Source organism: Fibrobacter sp. UWB7 (assembly GCF_900142945.1).
In the GTDB taxonomy this organism is placed as follows: Bacteria; Fibrobacterota; Fibrobacteria; order Fibrobacterales; family Fibrobacteraceae; genus Fibrobacter.
In genome coordinates, this window is sequence record NZ_FRCO01000001.1 from 149,848 (window position 1) to 167,083 (window position 17,236).

Annotated in this window: 15 protein-coding genes; 2 read left to right on the plus strand and 13 right to left on the minus strand. The window is 45.2% G+C overall.

Annotated elements, in window-relative coordinates; all coding sequences use genetic code 11:
* Positions 1–61: 61 nt before the first annotated feature.
* The 8 genes from BUC30_RS00660 to BUC30_RS00695 all read right to left on the minus strand — a co-directional run bounded on the left by BUC30_RS00660 (position 62) and on the right by BUC30_RS00695 (position 9,689).
* Entirely contained in the window at positions 62–961 is a 900-nt protein-coding gene (locus BUC30_RS00660; RefSeq protein ID WP_073422999.1) for a porin family protein, read from the minus strand.
* A gap of 175 nt (positions 962–1,136) precedes the next feature.
* Entirely contained in the window at positions 1,137–1,958 is an 822-nt protein-coding gene (locus tag BUC30_RS00665; protein ID WP_073423001.1) for an amino acid ABC transporter ATP-binding protein, read from the minus strand.
* An 8-nt stretch (positions 1,959–1,966) separates the two neighbouring features.
* Positions 1,967–2,626, minus strand: a complete 660-nt coding sequence (locus BUC30_RS00670; protein ID WP_073423003.1) for an amino acid ABC transporter permease — start codon at positions 2,624–2,626, stop codon at positions 1,967–1,969.
* 18 nt (positions 2,627–2,644) lie between these two features.
* Positions 2,645–3,436: an amino acid ABC transporter substrate-binding protein gene (locus BUC30_RS00675; protein WP_073423005.1), complete on the minus strand. Its 792-nt coding sequence runs from the start codon at positions 3,434–3,436 to the stop codon at positions 2,645–2,647.
* A gap of 176 nt (positions 3,437–3,612) precedes the next feature.
* A complete protein-coding gene (locus BUC30_RS15840; RefSeq protein WP_139260760.1) occupies positions 3,613–3,849 on the minus strand; it encodes a hypothetical protein in 237 nt (78 codons plus the stop codon).
* Positions 3,850–3,874: 25 nt separating this feature from the next.
* On the minus strand, positions 3,875–4,954 hold the full coding sequence (locus tag BUC30_RS00685; RefSeq protein WP_073423009.1) for an MBL fold metallo-hydrolase: 1,080 nt from the start codon (positions 4,952–4,954) through the stop codon (positions 3,875–3,877).
* Positions 4,955–4,988: 34 nt separating this feature from the next.
* The gene (locus BUC30_RS00690) at positions 4,989–7,139 is read right to left on the minus strand and encodes an FISUMP domain-containing protein (RefSeq protein ID WP_073423011.1); all 2,151 of its coding nucleotides are present in this window, start codon (positions 7,137–7,139) and stop codon (positions 4,989–4,991) included.
* A gap of 12 nt (positions 7,140–7,151) precedes the next feature.
* Positions 7,152–9,689, minus strand: a complete 2,538-nt coding sequence (locus BUC30_RS00695; RefSeq protein WP_073423013.1) for an FISUMP domain-containing protein — start codon at positions 9,687–9,689, stop codon at positions 7,152–7,154.
* Positions 9,690–9,898: 209 nt separating this feature from the next.
* On the opposite strand from BUC30_RS00695, the gene BUC30_RS00700 reads away from it, so the two are divergent.
* Both BUC30_RS00700 and BUC30_RS00705 read left to right on the plus strand, forming a co-directional pair.
* Positions 9,899–10,186 carry a type II toxin-antitoxin system RelB/DinJ family antitoxin gene (locus BUC30_RS00700; RefSeq protein WP_073423014.1) on the plus strand — a complete coding sequence of 96 codons (288 nt, stop codon included), beginning with the start codon at positions 9,899–9,901 and terminating at the stop codon, positions 10,184–10,186.
* Positions 10,183–10,596, plus strand: a complete 414-nt coding sequence (locus tag BUC30_RS00705; protein WP_073423016.1) for a putative toxin-antitoxin system toxin component, PIN family — start codon at positions 10,183–10,185, stop codon at positions 10,594–10,596. Before BUC30_RS00700 ends, BUC30_RS00705 begins: the two co-directional genes overlap by 4 nt.
* Before the next feature lie 188 nt (positions 10,597–10,784).
* Here BUC30_RS00705 and BUC30_RS00710 read toward each other — a convergent pair whose 3' ends face one another.
* The 5 genes from BUC30_RS00710 to BUC30_RS00730 all read right to left on the minus strand — a co-directional run bounded on the left by BUC30_RS00710 (position 10,785) and on the right by BUC30_RS00730 (position 17,046).
* Positions 10,785–11,561 carry a succinate dehydrogenase/fumarate reductase iron-sulfur subunit gene (locus tag BUC30_RS00710; protein WP_014547104.1) on the minus strand — a complete coding sequence of 259 codons (777 nt, stop codon included), beginning with the start codon at positions 11,559–11,561 and terminating at the stop codon, positions 10,785–10,787.
* Positions 11,561–13,474 carry a fumarate reductase/succinate dehydrogenase flavoprotein subunit gene (locus BUC30_RS00715; RefSeq protein WP_014547103.1) on the minus strand — a complete coding sequence of 638 codons (1,914 nt, stop codon included), beginning with the start codon at positions 13,472–13,474 and terminating at the stop codon, positions 11,561–11,563. Before BUC30_RS00715 ends, BUC30_RS00710 begins: the two co-directional genes overlap by 1 nt.
* Before the next feature lie 11 nt (positions 13,475–13,485).
* Positions 13,486–14,331: a succinate dehydrogenase cytochrome b subunit gene (locus tag BUC30_RS00720; protein WP_073423018.1), complete on the minus strand. Its 846-nt coding sequence runs from the start codon at positions 14,329–14,331 to the stop codon at positions 13,486–13,488.
* A gap of 40 nt (positions 14,332–14,371) precedes the next feature.
* The gene (ndk, locus tag BUC30_RS00725) at positions 14,372–14,824 is read right to left on the minus strand and encodes a nucleoside-diphosphate kinase (protein WP_073423020.1); all 453 of its coding nucleotides are present in this window, start codon (positions 14,822–14,824) and stop codon (positions 14,372–14,374) included.
* 140 nt (positions 14,825–14,964) lie between these two features.
* Positions 14,965–17,046: a peptidyl-prolyl cis-trans isomerase gene (locus tag BUC30_RS00730; protein ID WP_073423022.1), complete on the minus strand. Its 2,082-nt coding sequence runs from the start codon at positions 17,044–17,046 to the stop codon at positions 14,965–14,967.
* Positions 17,047–17,236: the final 190 nt, after the last annotated feature.

Genomic DNA, 17,236 nt, shown 5'->3' on the forward strand with positions numbered 1-17,236 from the left:
AGGAAAAAATTTCACTTTTTTTGAAAAAAATTTGGCGGGTCAAAGCCCGCCTTTTTAAACATTAGAAGAAGTAGTTAAGAACAAACTGAATTGAGAAGATTTTCGAACCGACGTCGACCGCCTTGAGGTAACGGGAATCATCAGTTTCATAGAAAAGCTTGTCGTGTTCTTCGATTGCAGTCAAGTCCCAGAAAGCACGGATACCCAAGTCAACTTCATGACCATTGATGAGGAATGTCGTGCCTAAACCTGCCATGAGGGACGGAACAAAAGTTTTGACATCCCATTCATCATCGGCTTTACGCGTCACGTTCTTGTACTCACCTTCTTCTCTATCATAGTACTGAAGAGCATTGCCGTTTTCATCGGTGTATTCATAGTCATGAGATGTTACGAAATTCAAGTTAAGGCGAGCACCAGCTTCCAGATAAACAAACGGGACATTCAAGCGGAGAGCGAGCGGAATATTAAAATTGACAAGGGTACGAGTGTCATTGACCTTGTACCATTTCCAATAACTGTCATAACCTTCGGAGCCTTTAATTTCTTCCGAGAAGTAGCTCACGCCAAAGTTGATTTCAGGAACAAAAGAAATCAGCGGGTTCAGGCGGTATTTGAGCACAATACCGAGATCAAAGGATAAGCCACCCCATTCATTCTTGCCGAACTCATCAACAAAATCTTCATCGGTCGGATAATCATAAAAACCGGCATAGCCAATGCCCATGTGGACACCGACCTGCAACTTCGGACGCTGACCGTTATTTGAAGAAGAGCGGGCTTCTTCGAAGCTCTTGTATTCAGGTTCGTTTGACGACGGGAGCTTGTTGCCATAGCCGTCATCGACAGTTCCTTCGGACCTTGCCGCCGGGATATCGTTACCGTAGCCATCATCTTCGGCAAAGGCGTTTGCGCTAAGACACATCATGGCGATAGCGGATGCAATAAAGAGCTTTTTCATTTAATCTCCTTCAAATAACACAAATGTTATTTAAAAATTCAAAATTTGTTAGATGAAGGATAAAATACAAAAATGGTAGACAACATTTCTAGAACTTTTTACAAAAAAATCCCAAAAATGTTTTAAAAGTCTACAACACGTCAAAATTTGAAGATAAACAGCAAATTTGGATGTATTATGTTCTTGAAAATCTTTCCAGGAACGAACTCAAGCGTTTGTTCTGAGACTGGTTGAACACAAAGTCCGGTGTTCCCTGTTCCACGACAACGCCCTGGTCCATGAACATAACCTTGTTCGCCACATCTCGGGCAAAAGCCATTTCGTGAGTCACGATGACCATTGTCATGCGGTCTTCGGCAAGCTTCTTGATGATCTTGAGGACTTCGCCCGTGAGTTCTGGGTCCAAAGCGCTCGTCGGTTCATCAAAGAAAAGAATCTTCGGCTTTAATGCAAGCGCACGCGCAATGGACACGCGCTGTTGCTGACCGCCCGAGAGTTCACATGGGTAAGACTTTTCCTTTCCTTCGAGCCCCATCTGCTTGAGCAAGAATCGAGCCAGCGCACGGGCATCTTCACGGGAATCGCCAAGCACGCGGATCGGCGCAAGCGTCAAGTTCTGGAGTACGGTCAAGTGCGGGAACAAGTTAAAGTTCTGGAACACAAGCCCCGTAGAAAGTCGAATGTCACGGAGCGTCTTTGCAGGAGCGTACTTGATTTTACCGCCATTGCTCGAACCGGGAATTACCATATCCTTACCATCGACACATACCTCGCCCGCTTCAAAGGTTTCGAGCTGCGTGAGGCAACGGAGAAGCGTACTCTTGCCTGAACCGGAAGGCCCGATAATCGAAAGTACCTCGCCCGCATTGAGGTCAAACGAAATATCCTTGAGAACATGCAAATCGCCAAAGGACTTCTTTAAATGCTTGACTTCGAGAATCGGAGTGGAATCCAGAGACGCGTCATTAATGATAACAGACTGAACTTGAGAATCCATGACACGCCTCACTTGTAGTAATTCAACTTACGTTCAACGTAAGCAAAGACCATGCTCAAAAGCAAATTGGCGATGTAGTAGAACACGCCCGCGACAAACAACGGATAAATGCTTGCGTAAGCAGCCTGCTGCTTTTTCGCGAGTGCAAAAAGTTCCGTCACAGCAATGACCTGCGCCAAGGAAGTATCCTTCACAAGCGTGATGACTTCGTTTGCACTGGCAGGCACAACGCGCTTGACCACCTGCGGAAGAATGATGCGATAGAATGTCTGACCGCGCGTAAGGCCGAGCATTGCTGCAGCCTCGTACTGGCCCTTCGGAATCGACTGGATGCCACCGCGGAAGATTTCGGCAAAGTAAGCGGCATAGTTTATCGAGAAGGCGACAATCACTGCCGGAAAACGGTCAAACGAGAACTCCACTCCCGTGTATTCGCTCAAGTAGTACGAGCCAAAGTAAATCGCCACAATCTGGAGCAAAAGCGGAGTGCCGCGCATCACCGAGATGTAGAACGATACCGGGTAACGCACAATGCGGTAGCGGCTCATCTTGAGGACAGCGACAAGCAAGCCGAGCGGAATCGAGAACAACAGCGTGAGCGCAAAAATCGCAAGCGTTGTGCAGAAACCGCCCCAGAGAATCGGGAGTAAGGAATTCAAATCAGACATGAGATTGCGCGCCGACCGTTACTTGCCGAACCACTTGGCGGAGATTTCAGCGAACTTGCCGTCTTTTTTCATTGCAGCGAGGACATTATTCACAGAGTCACGGAGAGCCTGGTCCTTTTTGCGGAAGCCGACTGCGTAAACTTCGTCGGAGAGACCTTCTTCCAAGACAACGTACGGCTTAGCGTTCGTGACAATCCAGTACTTGGCTACGATTTCGTCGAGGAATACGGCATCGACACCGCCCTTGTCCAAATCCATGAGAGCCGTCTGGTTATCGTCAAACGGGACGATTTCCTTGGCAGCCTTGCCGGCTTCGGAAGCATCGAGCAACTTCTGTGCGGTAGAACCGTTCTGCACGGCAATCTTCTTGCCTGCAAGAGCAGCGAGGTTCGTGATAGCCTTGTCCTTCACCGTGAAAATCATGCGGTTCTTGAGGTAAGCATCGCTCAAGTTCATGGCCTTGGCACGTGCAGAGTCAACGCTCATGCCGTTCCAGATGCAGTCAATCTTGCCGGTGTTCAGTTCCTGTTCCTTCGCGTCCCACGAAATCGGCTGAGTCTTGAGCTTCACGCCCAAGCGAGCGCAAACTTCAGTGGCGAGGTCGATATCGAAACCCACGATGTTGTTGTCCTTGTCGCGAAAACCCATCGGCGGGAAAGAATCGTCAAGGCCGAGCACGAACACGCCTGCAGCCTTGACCTTGTTGAAGGATTCATCGGCAGCAGTCTTCGTTTCAGACTTCTGGTCGTTACAGGCAGAAAGAACCGCGGCACAAGCAACAGCCGCAAGCATCGCAAAAATCTTTTTCATCTTAGATTCCTTTTTTAATTTCTGATGGAAATATAGGAAAGAGAGTGGTTATAAGGCGCCGCAAATGCCATCAAGCTACAATTTCTTTCAGAGATATCTCGAAAAAATGACCTTTTTCCAAGAGATTTGGACGAAAGGAGGCAAAATCAGTATCAACGACAATTCTTTGTGGTTTCTTACTTTTTTGCAAGGCGCGCCTCGTACATTTCCTGACGAACAGATTCACATTCCTCGCGAATTTCATCATCAGTCAAATCACAAGGCGCAACTAAATAACTCAAGCGACCAAAGCTTTCAGCACGGTCTGCATGTGTTAAATCACGACATAGTTGAGCACGCTCTGCATCAGATAGTTGCAAAGCCAAAGACATTATCTGGCTATACGTAAACTTCTTTGTTGCGGGAGTAGACATAATTCATATCATATAAAAAAATAAGTTACGGTTTTATTTCTTCTATATATTCCGTAGTAGGATCTTCCGTTACCACCAAAGGAACACAGTCATTTTGAATTAAATTATAAACAACATTTTTCGATGGATGTTTGCTGCTATTTCCTGCTGAGATCGGACAAATAAAATTTTTCAAGCTATTTGAATCATAGTTTTTGTAGCTCCCATGATGGGGAATCTGCACACAACCAATAAAAGCACAGAAAGAGTTATAAATATTCTTAATGTCACACACATGCATATCGGAATCTCCCATATATACGCATCCAGGAAGATTATTTTGTCTAAAGCAGACTATTTTAGGGAAAGCAGAAAACGAACATTGAACCACATGCAATGAATTATTTGTATTTGGGCCTGAATAAACAAGCATTGAATTTTCGTTGATACCAGAACCATTTTTACCATTGCAAATTTTTTCATAAGCATCTTTTAGCTTCTTATAACGGACCGGATTCTTTAAATTTCCTGATATGTACCGAACACTTCGAATCAACGATTTTACACTAAAGCCATTCGTTTTTAAATTTACCATTAAAACTTTATTTCGATTTGAATAATCGTAGTTATAGGGAACAAAAACCCATGAATTTCGGGCATAACAAATACGGGTATTACTTTTTATGATGGTATTCTTATCATCATCAAGTTGTTCCACAGTCAGCTCCGACGGACGTTCATCTGATTCTGGAGAAACATAAATAAGACGCGTTCCTTTCAATACAGATTGCACAACTCGCTGAATAATAGACAATACAGAATTACCACAATTAGGATATAGCAAAGGAAGAATAATCCTTTTAAATTTAACTCCATTATTCAGCAATTCTGTTATTCCAGAAACATGATCATAGTCTAAATGCGAAATAAAAAGAATATCTATCGTCTTATATTGAGATTGAGCGGCGAAACCTTGAAGCAATGCTTTCGCACTACTAGATATAATTCCCTTACGACCAACCACACCGCAGTCATAGATAATGTTGAACATTTCTCCATTATCTAGTTCATGAAGCTCTGAATAAAACGCACCTTGACCTATCGGATGGAATATACGTGTAATCATATTTTTCTATACCTTATAAAAACATTGTACAGTACTATTTAGCGGTATTTTTCGCACAACGAACTGAAATATATGAGCGTCTCATTTGTTGACCAAGCCTAGCTTCTGTTCTGCCTAAATCCCATGTTTTTGCTCTGCCAGCATCGCTATATGTAGCGGTCCAAAAATCAGTATAGGATGATAGGTAAGTAGGGAGAACAGAGAATCCATACGCATCCGTAGCTTCGGGCCACGAATCATACCCCTTTGCCTGCATAGCATAAGGAGTATTCCCCATAGCAGAATACAAATTTTCCCATTCTGAGCTGGTTGGCAAATGCCAACCTTCAGGACATATTCCTCTCACCGGATAGGACGGAAAACAATCATCTATCTTAGTTCCACAATTTATACCATTTGTTGAATAAATTCCAGCACTATCCATAGCCCCTCCCCAAGAATAAACGACACGATTGCTATCAATTTCGGAATCTCCATACGTAAACATATGGCCATACGCAAGTCCATTTTCTTTAGATGTAAATTTTAAATTTTCAGCCATCCATTTTTGGGAACCGTAATTCACCGATTTATACACTCGGCCATCTCTATCATCTACAAAAGATTCATATTCGCCATCCCAATAATACACTCCTCCCTCAAGTGCGGTTGCTTCACGCCACATTAGTCCTATTTTATACCCAGCATAATCATATTTCATCTCGCATTTATAATACAAATCCTTATCTATGATTCCGGAAATAATCGTTCCTTCAACATCACATTCCCGATTGTATGTATTATATTCTAATTGGTCAATAAAACGCCATTTGCTATTTTCACATACAAAATAATTATTTTTATAGGCACTCAAGGCATTTTGATTTTTCTTGATTTTTCCAACAGTCGAGCCAGAACACTTTTCCAATCCATATTCTCCACTCCAGAATTCATTTACATACGATTCATAATTAGGTACCTTGCCACCCCATTTGACAACATATTCTTTATAGGTACTAAGTTTTTCAGCGTTGTCGGATTCATAAGCTAAATCAGCCATTTTTGCACGTGTTGCCTTATCGTTCCATTCGCCATCTTCCTTTATATCTTCACGAAAGTCCTTCATCATATAAATACCTGAACTTATCGCGTTTTGCACTATTATGGAAAGAGCTAGCAAAGTACCATTTGCATCACCAATTTTTGTAATATCAAGTTCACTAGCTACACCTGTTACAGAATCTATGTGGAATGCAGCCAAAACCTCAGAAAAAGCACGTTTCTTTGCTCCAGCAATATTGTACTCTTTCTTAAGAACAAGGTATTTCACTCGTTCATACTCCAAATCTGTAATTATATTGACATTAGCACTCATTTGAACATCAACAATAGCACCTATGGATACCTGCAAACCACTTTTTTTGCCAGTAAGTTCATTAAGGTAATAGCCGTTTGCATCAACAAAAGCATACTGACTAGGCATTTTCAAGTCAGAAAAAGAATAATATCCATCACTAGCCTTAAAATAATCCGTAAGGGTATCGCCTACAGGTTTAAACGTATCTCCATCAAGTGGAATAATTCTATATATTCCACCTTGCAAATAAGGCCCTTTTTGAGCGACACCGGCAAGGGTTGCATTTTCAATCTTGACAACTTCCTCTTTTTCAAAATCTGACAATTCTAAGGAAATGCTAGAACTTGATGAAAAAAGAGTATCTTTTCCATTAGCCAATGTATCCCCAATATCAATGGGTTCCTCTGTTACGGGATTAGCCTTAGATGAACTTGAATATTTACCAGTCTCTTTACTATCTTTCGGCTTATCTTGATTTGAATAACTATCTACACAAGGTAAATTACCTAAAGACTTTTGAGCTTTGTCATACATAGCAAGGATAGAATCATTGGCATGATTATTTCTAGCTCTCTCAAGACCTTCATCAATCATTTGTTGCATTTCAACATCGACCCAATCTCTACAATCACAAACATATTCTTTTCCGTATAAGCCTACAGAAGCTGTTTTTCCTTTTGTGGAAGAATTACATTTAGGCAAATCCCCTAATTGAGAAACCTCGTAATCAGCTTTTTTTCTATAAGATTCATCACTGGACTTTGTAGCATTATCACTACATGCAACAAAGATTATTCCTAAACAAACGCAAGTTACCCTATAATATATTGAAAGTAAAGACTTTTTCATTTTTTCCCTTTTTTAATCTTTTACGCAACGAATCGGATACTGATCACAAGGTTTACCGAGTATATTTCTATTGTAAAGGACATGACATGCTCCTTTACAGCTAGAAGAAAAATCTTTTAAACTCACATAACAGGGGTCATAATATGTAATTGATTGACTATCGTAATTCCGGCTCCAATAAATAAACCCATTTGCAGAAAAACCATATGTATCGGTGAAAAATGCATCTGCAACAATTTTCAAGGATTCTTTCAATAAAGCCTCCGAAGTATATCCAATACTTTTAAAAAGAATTTTCCACTCCGATGTATCAGGAACATGCCAACCTGTTGGACAAATATCGCTATTACCACCCCATACATAACTTCTTTCGCCTAAATCTTCTGCCATCCATATTTGTGAACCTATTTGTACCGTTTTGTACTCTCGTCCATATTGATCTTCTACAGAACCGAATTCCCCATTAAAAACCCATTTTCCACGTTTACATATTATCGGAGTTTTTATTGGAGATACAGAAGCAGTCCCTTCCAAGGCCGCAACACAAGCTAATCCCAAAGAAACATCCGTAGCCGAAGCCTTCCTAATTCCATTGGTATCACACGCATAGTAATTACCATCACTAAAGAAGAATAATTTCCCATCTTGAGTATTTATATTGCATTCAGTTCGATATTTGTCGACTTCCAAAGGTGTTGCCACCCGCCAATTCGATTCATAAATCCATTCATTATGGCCCAAACTTACGTCTTTTAATTTTTTTTCGCAATAGAAATACTTGTCCTTATCAACAGCTCCAGAGATAACCAAGCCATCTACAGTGCAAGCCTGATTTTGCGTATTCCTTCCAATAAGAATTTCATCATCAGTCGCTTCGCGCCAATTACCTTTTTCACATGTATAGAATCTATCTTTGTCAATATTTCCAGAAACACCAATTTTACATTCCTGACCGGATGTATTAGCTTTCATTTGCCCTATAGGTATCCATAGAGAGTCAAAATAAGCGGCAGAGATTCTTTTCACGCAGTTTTCTAAAGCGGACTCCAAGTTTGATAAATCCGATTGATTGAGACATGAATTTAATTCTTCTTCATCATTTAAATTGCCACCGCATATAAAATAACTGTTTGCGTATTTACTATTTTCGTTTTGATTGGTCTTGATTTCACCAAATCGATCTTTTGTACATTTTCCTATGCCATATTCACTTCCCCAAAAATCATTGATATACTTTTCAAAATTAGGGATAGAATTCGATAAATTCCAATCGGCGATGTTACGACGATATTCCTCAAATTTTCCAGTACTATCAGCGGCATATGCAATATCGGCAATTTTAGTCCGTACATTTTTTCCCGTCCACTGACCGTCCTCCTTTAAGTCATCGCGAAAGTCATTCATCATGTCAGCGACATTTTCCGTTCCTGCAAACCCCAGAATCATGATAGAGATCGCCAGTAACGCACCGTTCGCTTCACCGTTCTTCGTGATATCAAGCTGCTCTGCAGAGCCCGTCACATTTTCAATATGGAAAGCAGAAAGGACTTCGGTGAGAGCGCGTTTCTTTGCACCCGCAATATTGTAGCCTTCATTTCGAACAAGGTATTTTACACGTTCATATTCCAGATTCGTAATTATGTTGATGTTCGCATCCTTCTGCACATCCACAATAGCGCCGATAGTCATCTGCGAGTTGCTTTTCTTACCCGTGAGCTCGCTGCGATAATATCCGCTCGCCTCAATCATCGCATACTGACTAGATAGATTCAGGTCAGTGAATGTGTACGATCCCTTGCTGTTATTGAACTGATCGGTAAGCGTGTCGCCCGTGGTTTTGAAAGTCTTGCCGTCAAGCGAAATAATCCGATACGTAGAGCCTTGCAGGTACGGCCCCTTCTGCGCCACACCCGAAATGGAACCATCCTTAATCTTGATGACGTCTTGGTCTACAAAGTCTTCGGGAGAAGCCTGATAGCTGGAACTGCTCCAAATAGCCGTATCAAGGTAACACTTGAGAGGAGCGTTCGGGTCGGTCGTCTTGAGACAAATCACCTGAGCATCAGTATCCTTAGGCGGATTTTTCTCAGGGCGCCAATAATCATCATAGCAGCGATAAATCATACCGTTGTATGTCATATACTTGTCATCAAACTCGGGAGCACACTTGCGAAGCGTCGAGGAATCGCCCGTTTCAGGTCCTTTTTTGGTAACGGTATCAACGACAGATTTTTTCGAAGACGAACTGCGAACTTTACTGCTACTACAGGAATTCACCGGCACGACATCGCCATCTTTACGCCACTTACCGTCTTCGCCGCAGACATAACCAGTTTCATCTTCCAGAACATAAGCGGTCGAACCCTCGTTCTTGCTGTTACATTTGGGAAGGTCATCGAAGTCAACCACCTCAATGTCGGCGTCACTTACCTTCGATGGCTCATCGAAGTTTGTGCCACTGCTGTCGCCTCCGCAAGCGATAAGTGCAATGTTAGCCATTGCAAAAATAATAGCACCTATCGTATAATGATTCATGGAAGATTTTTTCATGCTGATTTCCTCGATTTATTCAACACGTTTAAATGCACAAATCGAACATTCCCCAAATTCATACTTTAAAAATAACTTAAAACGCAATATTTGCCAATAAAAATTTACAATAGTATTGATAATTCACAGGTAATTATTTATATTAAGACTAAAGAGTTTCGCATTCATTTAGAATATTTTTGCATTTTAATCAAATACAGAGGTACGACATGTCTAGTACACTACTACAAGTCCGAGTGGACGAAAAGACCCGAGCTGCAGCGGGTAGTATATGCGAAAAGCTCGGCATAGACTTGCCTACGGCTGTTCGCATATTTCTGGCACGCACGGTTCTAGAAAACGGAATTCCATTCAGCATGAAACTTCGTCCGAGCGCTCCTGACGATGTTCTTGAAGCAATGAAGCAAGCTTCTCAATCTGCAGAAAATGCAGGAGTTTCAGACATGTCTCTTGATGAAATCAACGCTGAAATCGAACAAGTTCGAGCCGGCAAATGAAGTGTTACGCCGTTATAGACACAAATGTACTCGTGTCAGCTCTTTTGAAGTGGAATTCAGTCCCAGGGCAAGTTGTGCAACAAACTTACGCCCATGAGATTATTCCCGTTTTTAACGATTCAATTTTGCAGGAATATGAAGAAGTTCTATCGCGTAAAAAATTTCACTTTCCAAAAGAAACTGTCGATTTTTTGATATCGCGTCTAAAAGCCATTGGAGAGAACCTCGCAACGGTAGAATCTCTTATAGGCGATTTTCCAGACCCAAAGGATGTTGTATTTTTCGAAGTCACAATGGAAAAGAACAAGACAGATAACGCCTTTTTAGTTACTGGCAACTTGAAACATTTTCCGCAACATCCGAAAATAGTATCTCCAGCTGAGATGCTAAGGATTTTAGACAACCTTTAATATCTTTCAAACACAAAAAGGGCCGCATCGCTGCGGTCCTTTTTAAATGCACTAGATCCTATCGGGGCTACGCCTGGATTCTATCGCTTCGCTCCAGAATGACAGGCTCCGCTCAGGATGACACAGGAAAGGTCGATGAGCCTGCCGAACCGACTATTCAGTTCACTTCGGCAAGCTCAGTGAACTTATTAATCCTTGCCGTACACCTTTTCGGCGTAGGTGACTGTTGCGCCGAGGTATTCGCGGTTCATCTTGGCGATGTAATCGACGGTGATACCCTTCGGGCAGGCAGCCTGGCATTCGTAAAGGTTCGTGCAGTTGCCGAAGCCTTCCTTGTCCATCTGAGCGACCATGGCCAAAACGCGCTTCTTTGCTTCGACCTTGCCCTGCGGCAAGAAGCTGAGGTGAGAAACCTTAGCAGAGACGAAGAGCATAGCAGATGCGTTCTTACATGCAGCGACGCAAGCACCGCAGCCAATGCAAGCGGCAGCGTCGAATGCGCGGTCGGCATCAGCCTTCGGAACCGGAATCGTGGATGCTTCAGGAGCAGCACCGGTGTTCACGGAAACGAAGCCGCCAGCCTGAATGATGCGGTCGAATGCGGTACGGTCAACAGCGCAGTCACGGATAACCGGGAATGCGGCAGCGCGCCACGGTTCGATCACGATGGTGTCGCCATCCTTGAACTTACGCATGTGAAGCTGGCAGGTAGTCGTTGCATGGTCAGGACCGTGCGGCATACCGTTGATGACGAGAGAGCACATACCACAGATACCTTCGCGGCAGTCGTGGTCGAAAGCGAAGCCTTCCTTGCCCTGCTTCATCTGTTCTTCGTTCACAATGTCGAGCATTTCCAAGAAGGACATGTCCGGAGAAACATCGTTGATCTTGACAGTTTCGAACTGTCCCTTGGTCTTGGCATCCTTCTGACGCCAAATCTTCAAAGTCAAATTCAGTCCGCTCATTATTTGTAGCTCCTAGTAGCAAGGTGGACGTTATCAAAGGTAAGAGGTTCCTTGGAGAGTTCCGGTGCGATACCGTCGCCCTTGTATTCCCAAGCACCGACGTAGCAGAAGTTTTCATCATCGCGCTTTGCTTCGCCTTCCGGAGTCTGGCTTTCTTCACGGAAGTGGCCACCGCAAGATTCTTTACGATGGAGAGCGTCGAGAGTGAGGACTTCGGCGAATTCGAGGAAGTCAGCAACGCGGCCAGCACGTTCGAGGTTCTGGTTGAAGGAACCTTCGGAGCCGAGCACGTTGACGTTTTCCCAGAATTCCTGACGGAGTGCCGGAATCTTTTCGAGAGCCGTCTTGAGGCCGGCTTCGTTACGAGCCATGCCAACGTATTCCCACATGATGTTACCGAGTTCACGATGGATATCGTTAACAGTGCGGTGACCCTTGATGGAGAGGAGCTTGTGGATGCGTTCTTCGGTCTGCTTCTTGCAGTCTTCGAATGCAGCATCGGATTCAGAGACCTTTTCGAGCTTGGTACCTGCGAAGTAGCCACCGATGGTGAACGGAATCACAAAGTAACCGTCGGAGAGGCCCTGCATAAGAGCAGAAGCACCGAGGCGGTTTGCACCGTGGTCGGAGAAGTTAGCTTCACCGAGAACGAAGCAGCCCGGGATGGTGGACATCAAATCATAGTCAACCCAGAGACCACCCATGGTGTAGTGGATAGCCGGGAAGATGCGCATCGGGACCTTGTACGGGTCTTCGTCTGTGATCTTTTCATACATCTGGAAGAGGTTGCCGTACTTAGCAGAGACGCCTGCAACGCCCATACGCTGGATAGCGTCGGCGAAGTCGAGGTACACAGCCTGCTTGGTGTTACCCACGCCGAGACCTGCGTCGCAAACCTGCTTGGCGTTACGGGATGCCACGTCACGCGGGACGAGGTTACCGAAGCTCGGGTACTTTTCTTCGAGGTAGTAGTAACGTTCTTCTTCCGGGATCTGGTCCGGAGAACGGGTGTCGCCAGCCTTGCGCGGAACCCAAATACGACCGTCGTTACGGAGGGATTCACTCATCAAGGTGAGCTTGGACTGAAGGTCGCCATGGCGCGGAATGCAGGTCGGGTGGATCTGCGTGTAGCACGGGTTTGCAAAGAGAGCGCCGCGCTTGTAAGCACGGAATGCAGCCGTGACGTTGGAGCCCTGAGCGTTCGTGGAGAGGTAGTAGACGTTACCATAACCACCAGTGCAAAGGCAGACAGCGTCTGCAACGTGGCTTTCGAGTTCGCCAGTGATGAGGTTACGGACGATGATACCGCGAGCCTTGCCGTCGATCACGACGAGGTCCATCATTTCGCGACGCGGGAACATCTTGACCTTACCGGCAGCAACCTGGCGCATGAGAGCCTGGTAAGCACCGAGGAGGAGCTGCTGACCCGTCTGGCCACGAGCGTAGAACGTACGGGAAACCTGCGTACCACCGAAAGAGCGGTTGTCCAAAAGGCCACCGTATTCACGACCGAACGGAACGCCCTGAGCGACGCACTGGTCGATAATCAAGTTGGAGTTTTCTGCCAAGCGGTGAACGTTGGCTTCGCGAGCACGGAAGTCACCACCCTTAACGGTATCGTAGAACAAACGATAAACGGAGTCGCCATCGTTTTTGTAGTTCTTTGCTGCGTTGATACCGCCCTGGGCTGCAATGGAGTGTGCACGGCGCGGGCTATCCTGAATGCAGAAAGACTTTACGTTGTAACCAAGTTCACCGAGGGATGCGGCAGCAGAAGCACCTGCAAGGCCAGTACCCACGACGATCACTGTGAACTTACGCTTGTTAGCCGGGTTCACGAGCTTGAGTTCGAACTTGTGCTTGGTCCACTTTTCTTCGATGGAACCACCGGGGATTTTAGAATCAAGAATCATTAGTGGGCTCCTTACTTTTCAATATTGAAAGAAACTTGTACTTCGCCAACAGACGGAATGACGAAAGCAGCCTTGTCGGCCTTGGCCTTCTGCTGTTCGTACTGCTGCTGGAGGCTACGGGACTTTTCGATAAGAGCCTGGGTTTCAGGCTGGTTAGCGAGGTAGTAAGAGGCAACAGCGGTGATGCCGAAGCCAAGAGCAACGACGACGCTATAAACGATACCGGCGATGTCGATAATCGGGGTCCACTTCTGGTGAGCGATACCCATCGTCTGGAATGCAGAGGAGATGGCGTGGAAGAGGTGCATACCGATCACGAACATGCTAACAACATAGAATGCAGCCCAGCCCGGGTTTGCAAACATCTGGATCGTGGTGAGCCACATGTCGCGGATGATTTCGCCCTTGTCGTTCACATAGAGATAGTGCTCACCGAACTTGAGCATCATGAGGTGCTGGATGAGGAAGCCGAGAATGAAGAGACCAGACCAGATCATGGTGAAGGTTGCGAAAGTCTTCTTGCCCTTGCGTGCATTGACTTCGTATTCAATTCCGCCACGAGCCTTCTTGTTTTCAATCTTCAGCTTGATAGCAAGGAAGATGTGAATGGCGAAAGCAGCCACGAGTACCAGTTCGACGAGGTAAATCATCTTCACCGGGAAGTGGAGCGGGTTGAATCCGGTCAGGAATTCGGTATAAGCGTTGTAGGACGCCTGTGCCGCAGCCTGGTCGAAGTTCAAGAGCTGGAAGTTGCCACACATGTGGCCAAAGATGAACAGAGCCAAGAAGGCGCCAGTGCATCCCATGATCTGCTTCTTACCAATGGACGAGGTAAGATACTTGATGATCCATTGCATTTGAGTCTACTCCTTAGAAGGATTGTTTTATTGTTAAAAATTAGAGGACGCAGCAGGCCTTGAGAGAAGGCATTTCGTAAGCGTAGCGTTCTTCCTTCTTGAACCAGAAGTCGAGTTCGCGTTCTGCAGAAGCCGGACTATCGGAGCTGTGAACGACGTTTTCGGTCATGGAAGGAGCAAAATCGTAGCGGAGGGTACCCGGTTCCGCCTTAGCCGGATTGGTAGCACCGTTAATGGCGCGGACCTTTGCAATTGCGTTTTCGCCACCGAGAGCAAGCATCACGGACGGACCCTTGGTCATGTAGGCTTCGAGTTCCGGGAAGAACGGCTTTTCGACGTGTTCAGCGTAGAAACCGCGAGCATCTTCGGAGGTCATCTGGTGCATCTTGACGGCGCAGACAGAGAGACCGGCAGCGATGTAACGATCGATAATACGACCAACCAAGCCAGACTTGACTGCGTTCGGCTTGATCATTGCAAATGTCATTTCCATAGTAGTACCTTTTAGTTAAAGATGTGAGAAATATAGGTTTTTTGATGGTCTTTGGTCATTAGTTATTAGTCGTAAGACTTAAGAATCGCGGCTACGCCGCCAAACTAGAAACTAACGACCATTGACTATAAAACTAGAGACTATTCCTCGGCTTCGATTTTTTTCATCAAATCATCGGCAAGTTTGCCGTTGCTCTTGATGTTCTGGACAAGCCAATCGACAGATTCATTGAGTTCGCTCTTCGGGTAGAGCTTCTTGAATTCGTCAAAGACCTTAAGGGCTTCGTCGTTCAAGTGCAGATTTTCCGTCAGGATGAAGCCGCGGCTGAACATCGCCTTTTCAGCATCCGGAGAGTCCGGCCATGTACGGTAGAAAGCCTTGTATTCTCTCTGGGCTTCGTTGAAATTTTCCCTATCGCTAAAGATATGAGCCAGTTCAAACGTTGCCTTCTTGGCAACAGAATCAATGTCCACATAGCGGTCACGGATTCCATCCCAGGCGAGGTAAGCCTTTTCAACATTCTTTGCCTGCGTGTAAAGGGAATCGGCAGCTCTCATGGCCTGTTCTGGAGAAGCTTCCTGCGGCATGAGTGTAATGTTGTCTGCAAAAAGATCCACCTTTGCAGTACCCCAGGAAGACACGACTTCCCTGTCCCAACGACCAGAACGGAGCTTCAGGAAAGCAGATTCAAACACGTTCTGTTTAGCCTGTTCGTACGTTTTCGGCAAGTAGTCTTCTTCGGCGTAGTAGTACGTCCTCTTCATGAGGTTTTCGGGGATAGTAAACCAGTCGCTCAGTTCCGCACGGGACTGTTCATAAGAAAGGGTCGGCTGTGCAGGGTTGCCCATGCGGTCATACAAAGCCTTGAGGGAATCTTCGGGAACCGAGACCTGGCTCAACACTTTGTTTCTATAAAGCTTGATAACGTAATCCACATCGCTCTGGCGCTGCAAGGCTCTATATTCCCAGGAGTGGTCTAGACCGATTTCGCGGGCTTCTGTAGCAAAGGCAAGCTGGAGAGCAAGAGAACTTACCACCTGGTCGTGCGATCTGCGGGAACGGATCATCATCGGATTGTCTTCGTATGCCGCAAGAACGTCCTTTTCGCGGATAACCGGTTCACCGTTTTTCGTCACGAGAACGTATGAGGAATCCAGTTCATAATTAGCAGACGTTGCCAGCTCGCGTTCAACAGTCTTGCGGACTCGGTCAAACGGTTTCTGTTCCGAAGCAACAGCCGAAACACGGTAGAATACATGGAAGCGCCCTGTCGATTCAGACTTGAGAATCGAAGAAACGGCTCCATCAGCCAATGTATCGAGTTCAATAAACATATTCGAGACAAAACCGATGCCGTACGGAAGCGGATGTCCCAGAATAACCTTGCCGACATAGCCCTTGGCTTTCTTGGTTTCCTTGTTCTCACTGAACTTGGAAGCAATCTTCATGAAGCCCTTAAGATCCACCTTCTTGCCCTTGAAACGCTTGGCAAGAGCGGAAGAATCGGCGGCTTCCACATGATAGACGACAAAGCCGTTCGGGGTCGTGTACTTATTCTTGTGTTTTTCATAATAAACTTCGGCCGACGGCAGCTGGATTTCGGTTTCCTGGATGTTGTACTTTTTCAGGAGTGCAGGACCCGTTTCACGAACAATCCTTTGGCGATGGTCCGAGACGAAACTTTCCTTGATATCGTCCGTAATCTTGACTTCGGCTGTAGAATCAGCCAAGTTCCTGTGCTGGAACGCATAAGCCCTTAAAGAATCCTGGTTCGCCTCGATATACTTGGCATCGGCAACCTTGTCGCGGAGATTCATGTAAGCCAGGGAATCCGGGAACTGGTCGCGGTGCTTGTCGTAGTAGAAAGCGAGTTCATCGTCGCTGTACATCAGGCGGTCCATCGAATAGAGGCGCTGATAGATAAACGTGAGGAGGTAATTTTCCAAGGAAACATTGTGAGCAGCAAGCTGATCCTTGAATTCAGGATACTTCTGGAGAGCAACCGTATAAAGGGCCTTGCGGCTAAACAACGAGCCCGACGCTTTTCTCATCTGTTCCGTATTGGGAACAATATTGCCTACGCGCATCATGAAGGCGTAGTCTTCCTTGTATATGGGTTCACCATTCACCCTAGCTACGAGAGTATCCTTTTCTCCGATGGAATTGCACCCTGTAAAAACAAGAGTACAGAAAGACAAAAACGCAAGCAAACCCTTTTTCATAAAGTCCTCATGAATATGTACGCGTGAATATAACAATTTTTATAGTTAATAGTTACTGGTTATTGGTCATTAGTTATTAGAATTTAGTCAATAGTCATTAGTCAATAGTTAATAGTTTTTTATGGCAAGAATTCCTAACTCATGATTTAGAAATTCATGAACCAACATCTAATGAACATAGACTAACGAC

What these genes read in the sequence shown, in the direction of transcription:
- BUC30_RS00675 (WP_073423005.1), bottom strand. Translation starts at nt 3,436, where the DNA reads ATGAAAAAGATTTTTGCGATGCTTGCGGCTGTTGCTTGTGCCGCGGTT.
- BUC30_RS00700 (WP_073423014.1), top strand. Translation starts at nt 9,899, where the DNA reads ATGTCTAGTACACTACTACAAGTCCGAGTGGACGAAAAGACCCGAGCT.
- BUC30_RS00695 (WP_073423013.1), bottom strand. Translation starts at nt 9,689, where the DNA reads ATGAAAAAATCTTCCATGAATCATTATACGATAGGTGCTATTATTTTT.
- BUC30_RS00665 (WP_073423001.1), bottom strand. Translation starts at nt 1,958, where the DNA reads ATGGATTCTCAAGTTCAGTCTGTTATCATTAATGACGCGTCTCTGGAT.
- BUC30_RS00690 (WP_073423011.1), bottom strand. Translation starts at nt 7,139, where the DNA reads ATGAAAAAGTCTTTACTTTCAATATATTATAGGGTAACTTGCGTTTGT.
- BUC30_RS00715 (WP_014547103.1), bottom strand. Translation starts at nt 13,474, where the DNA reads ATGATTCTTGATTCTAAAATCCCCGGTGGTTCCATCGAAGAAAAGTGG.
- BUC30_RS00720 (WP_073423018.1), bottom strand. Translation starts at nt 14,331, where the DNA reads ATGCAATGGATCATCAAGTATCTTACCTCGTCCATTGGTAAGAAGCAG.
- BUC30_RS00685 (WP_073423009.1), bottom strand. Translation starts at nt 4,954, where the DNA reads ATGATTACACGTATATTCCATCCGATAGGTCAAGGTGCGTTTTATTCA.
- BUC30_RS00660 (WP_073422999.1), bottom strand. Translation starts at nt 961, where the DNA reads ATGAAAAAGCTCTTTATTGCATCCGCTATCGCCATGATGTGTCTTAGC.
- ndk (WP_073423020.1), bottom strand. Translation starts at nt 14,824, where the DNA reads ATGGAAATGACATTTGCAATGATCAAGCCGAACGCAGTCAAGTCTGGC.
- BUC30_RS00705 (WP_073423016.1), top strand. Translation starts at nt 10,183, where the DNA reads ATGAAGTGTTACGCCGTTATAGACACAAATGTACTCGTGTCAGCTCTT.
- BUC30_RS00710 (WP_014547104.1), bottom strand. Translation starts at nt 11,561, where the DNA reads ATGAGCGGACTGAATTTGACTTTGAAGATTTGGCGTCAGAAGGATGCC.
- BUC30_RS00730 (WP_073423022.1), bottom strand. Translation starts at nt 17,046, where the DNA reads ATGAAAAAGGGTTTGCTTGCGTTTTTGTCTTTCTGTACTCTTGTTTTT.
- BUC30_RS15840 (WP_139260760.1), bottom strand. Translation starts at nt 3,849, where the DNA reads ATGTCTACTCCCGCAACAAAGAAGTTTACGTATAGCCAGATAATGTCT.
- BUC30_RS00670 (WP_073423003.1), bottom strand. Translation starts at nt 2,626, where the DNA reads ATGTCTGATTTGAATTCCTTACTCCCGATTCTCTGGGGCGGTTTCTGC.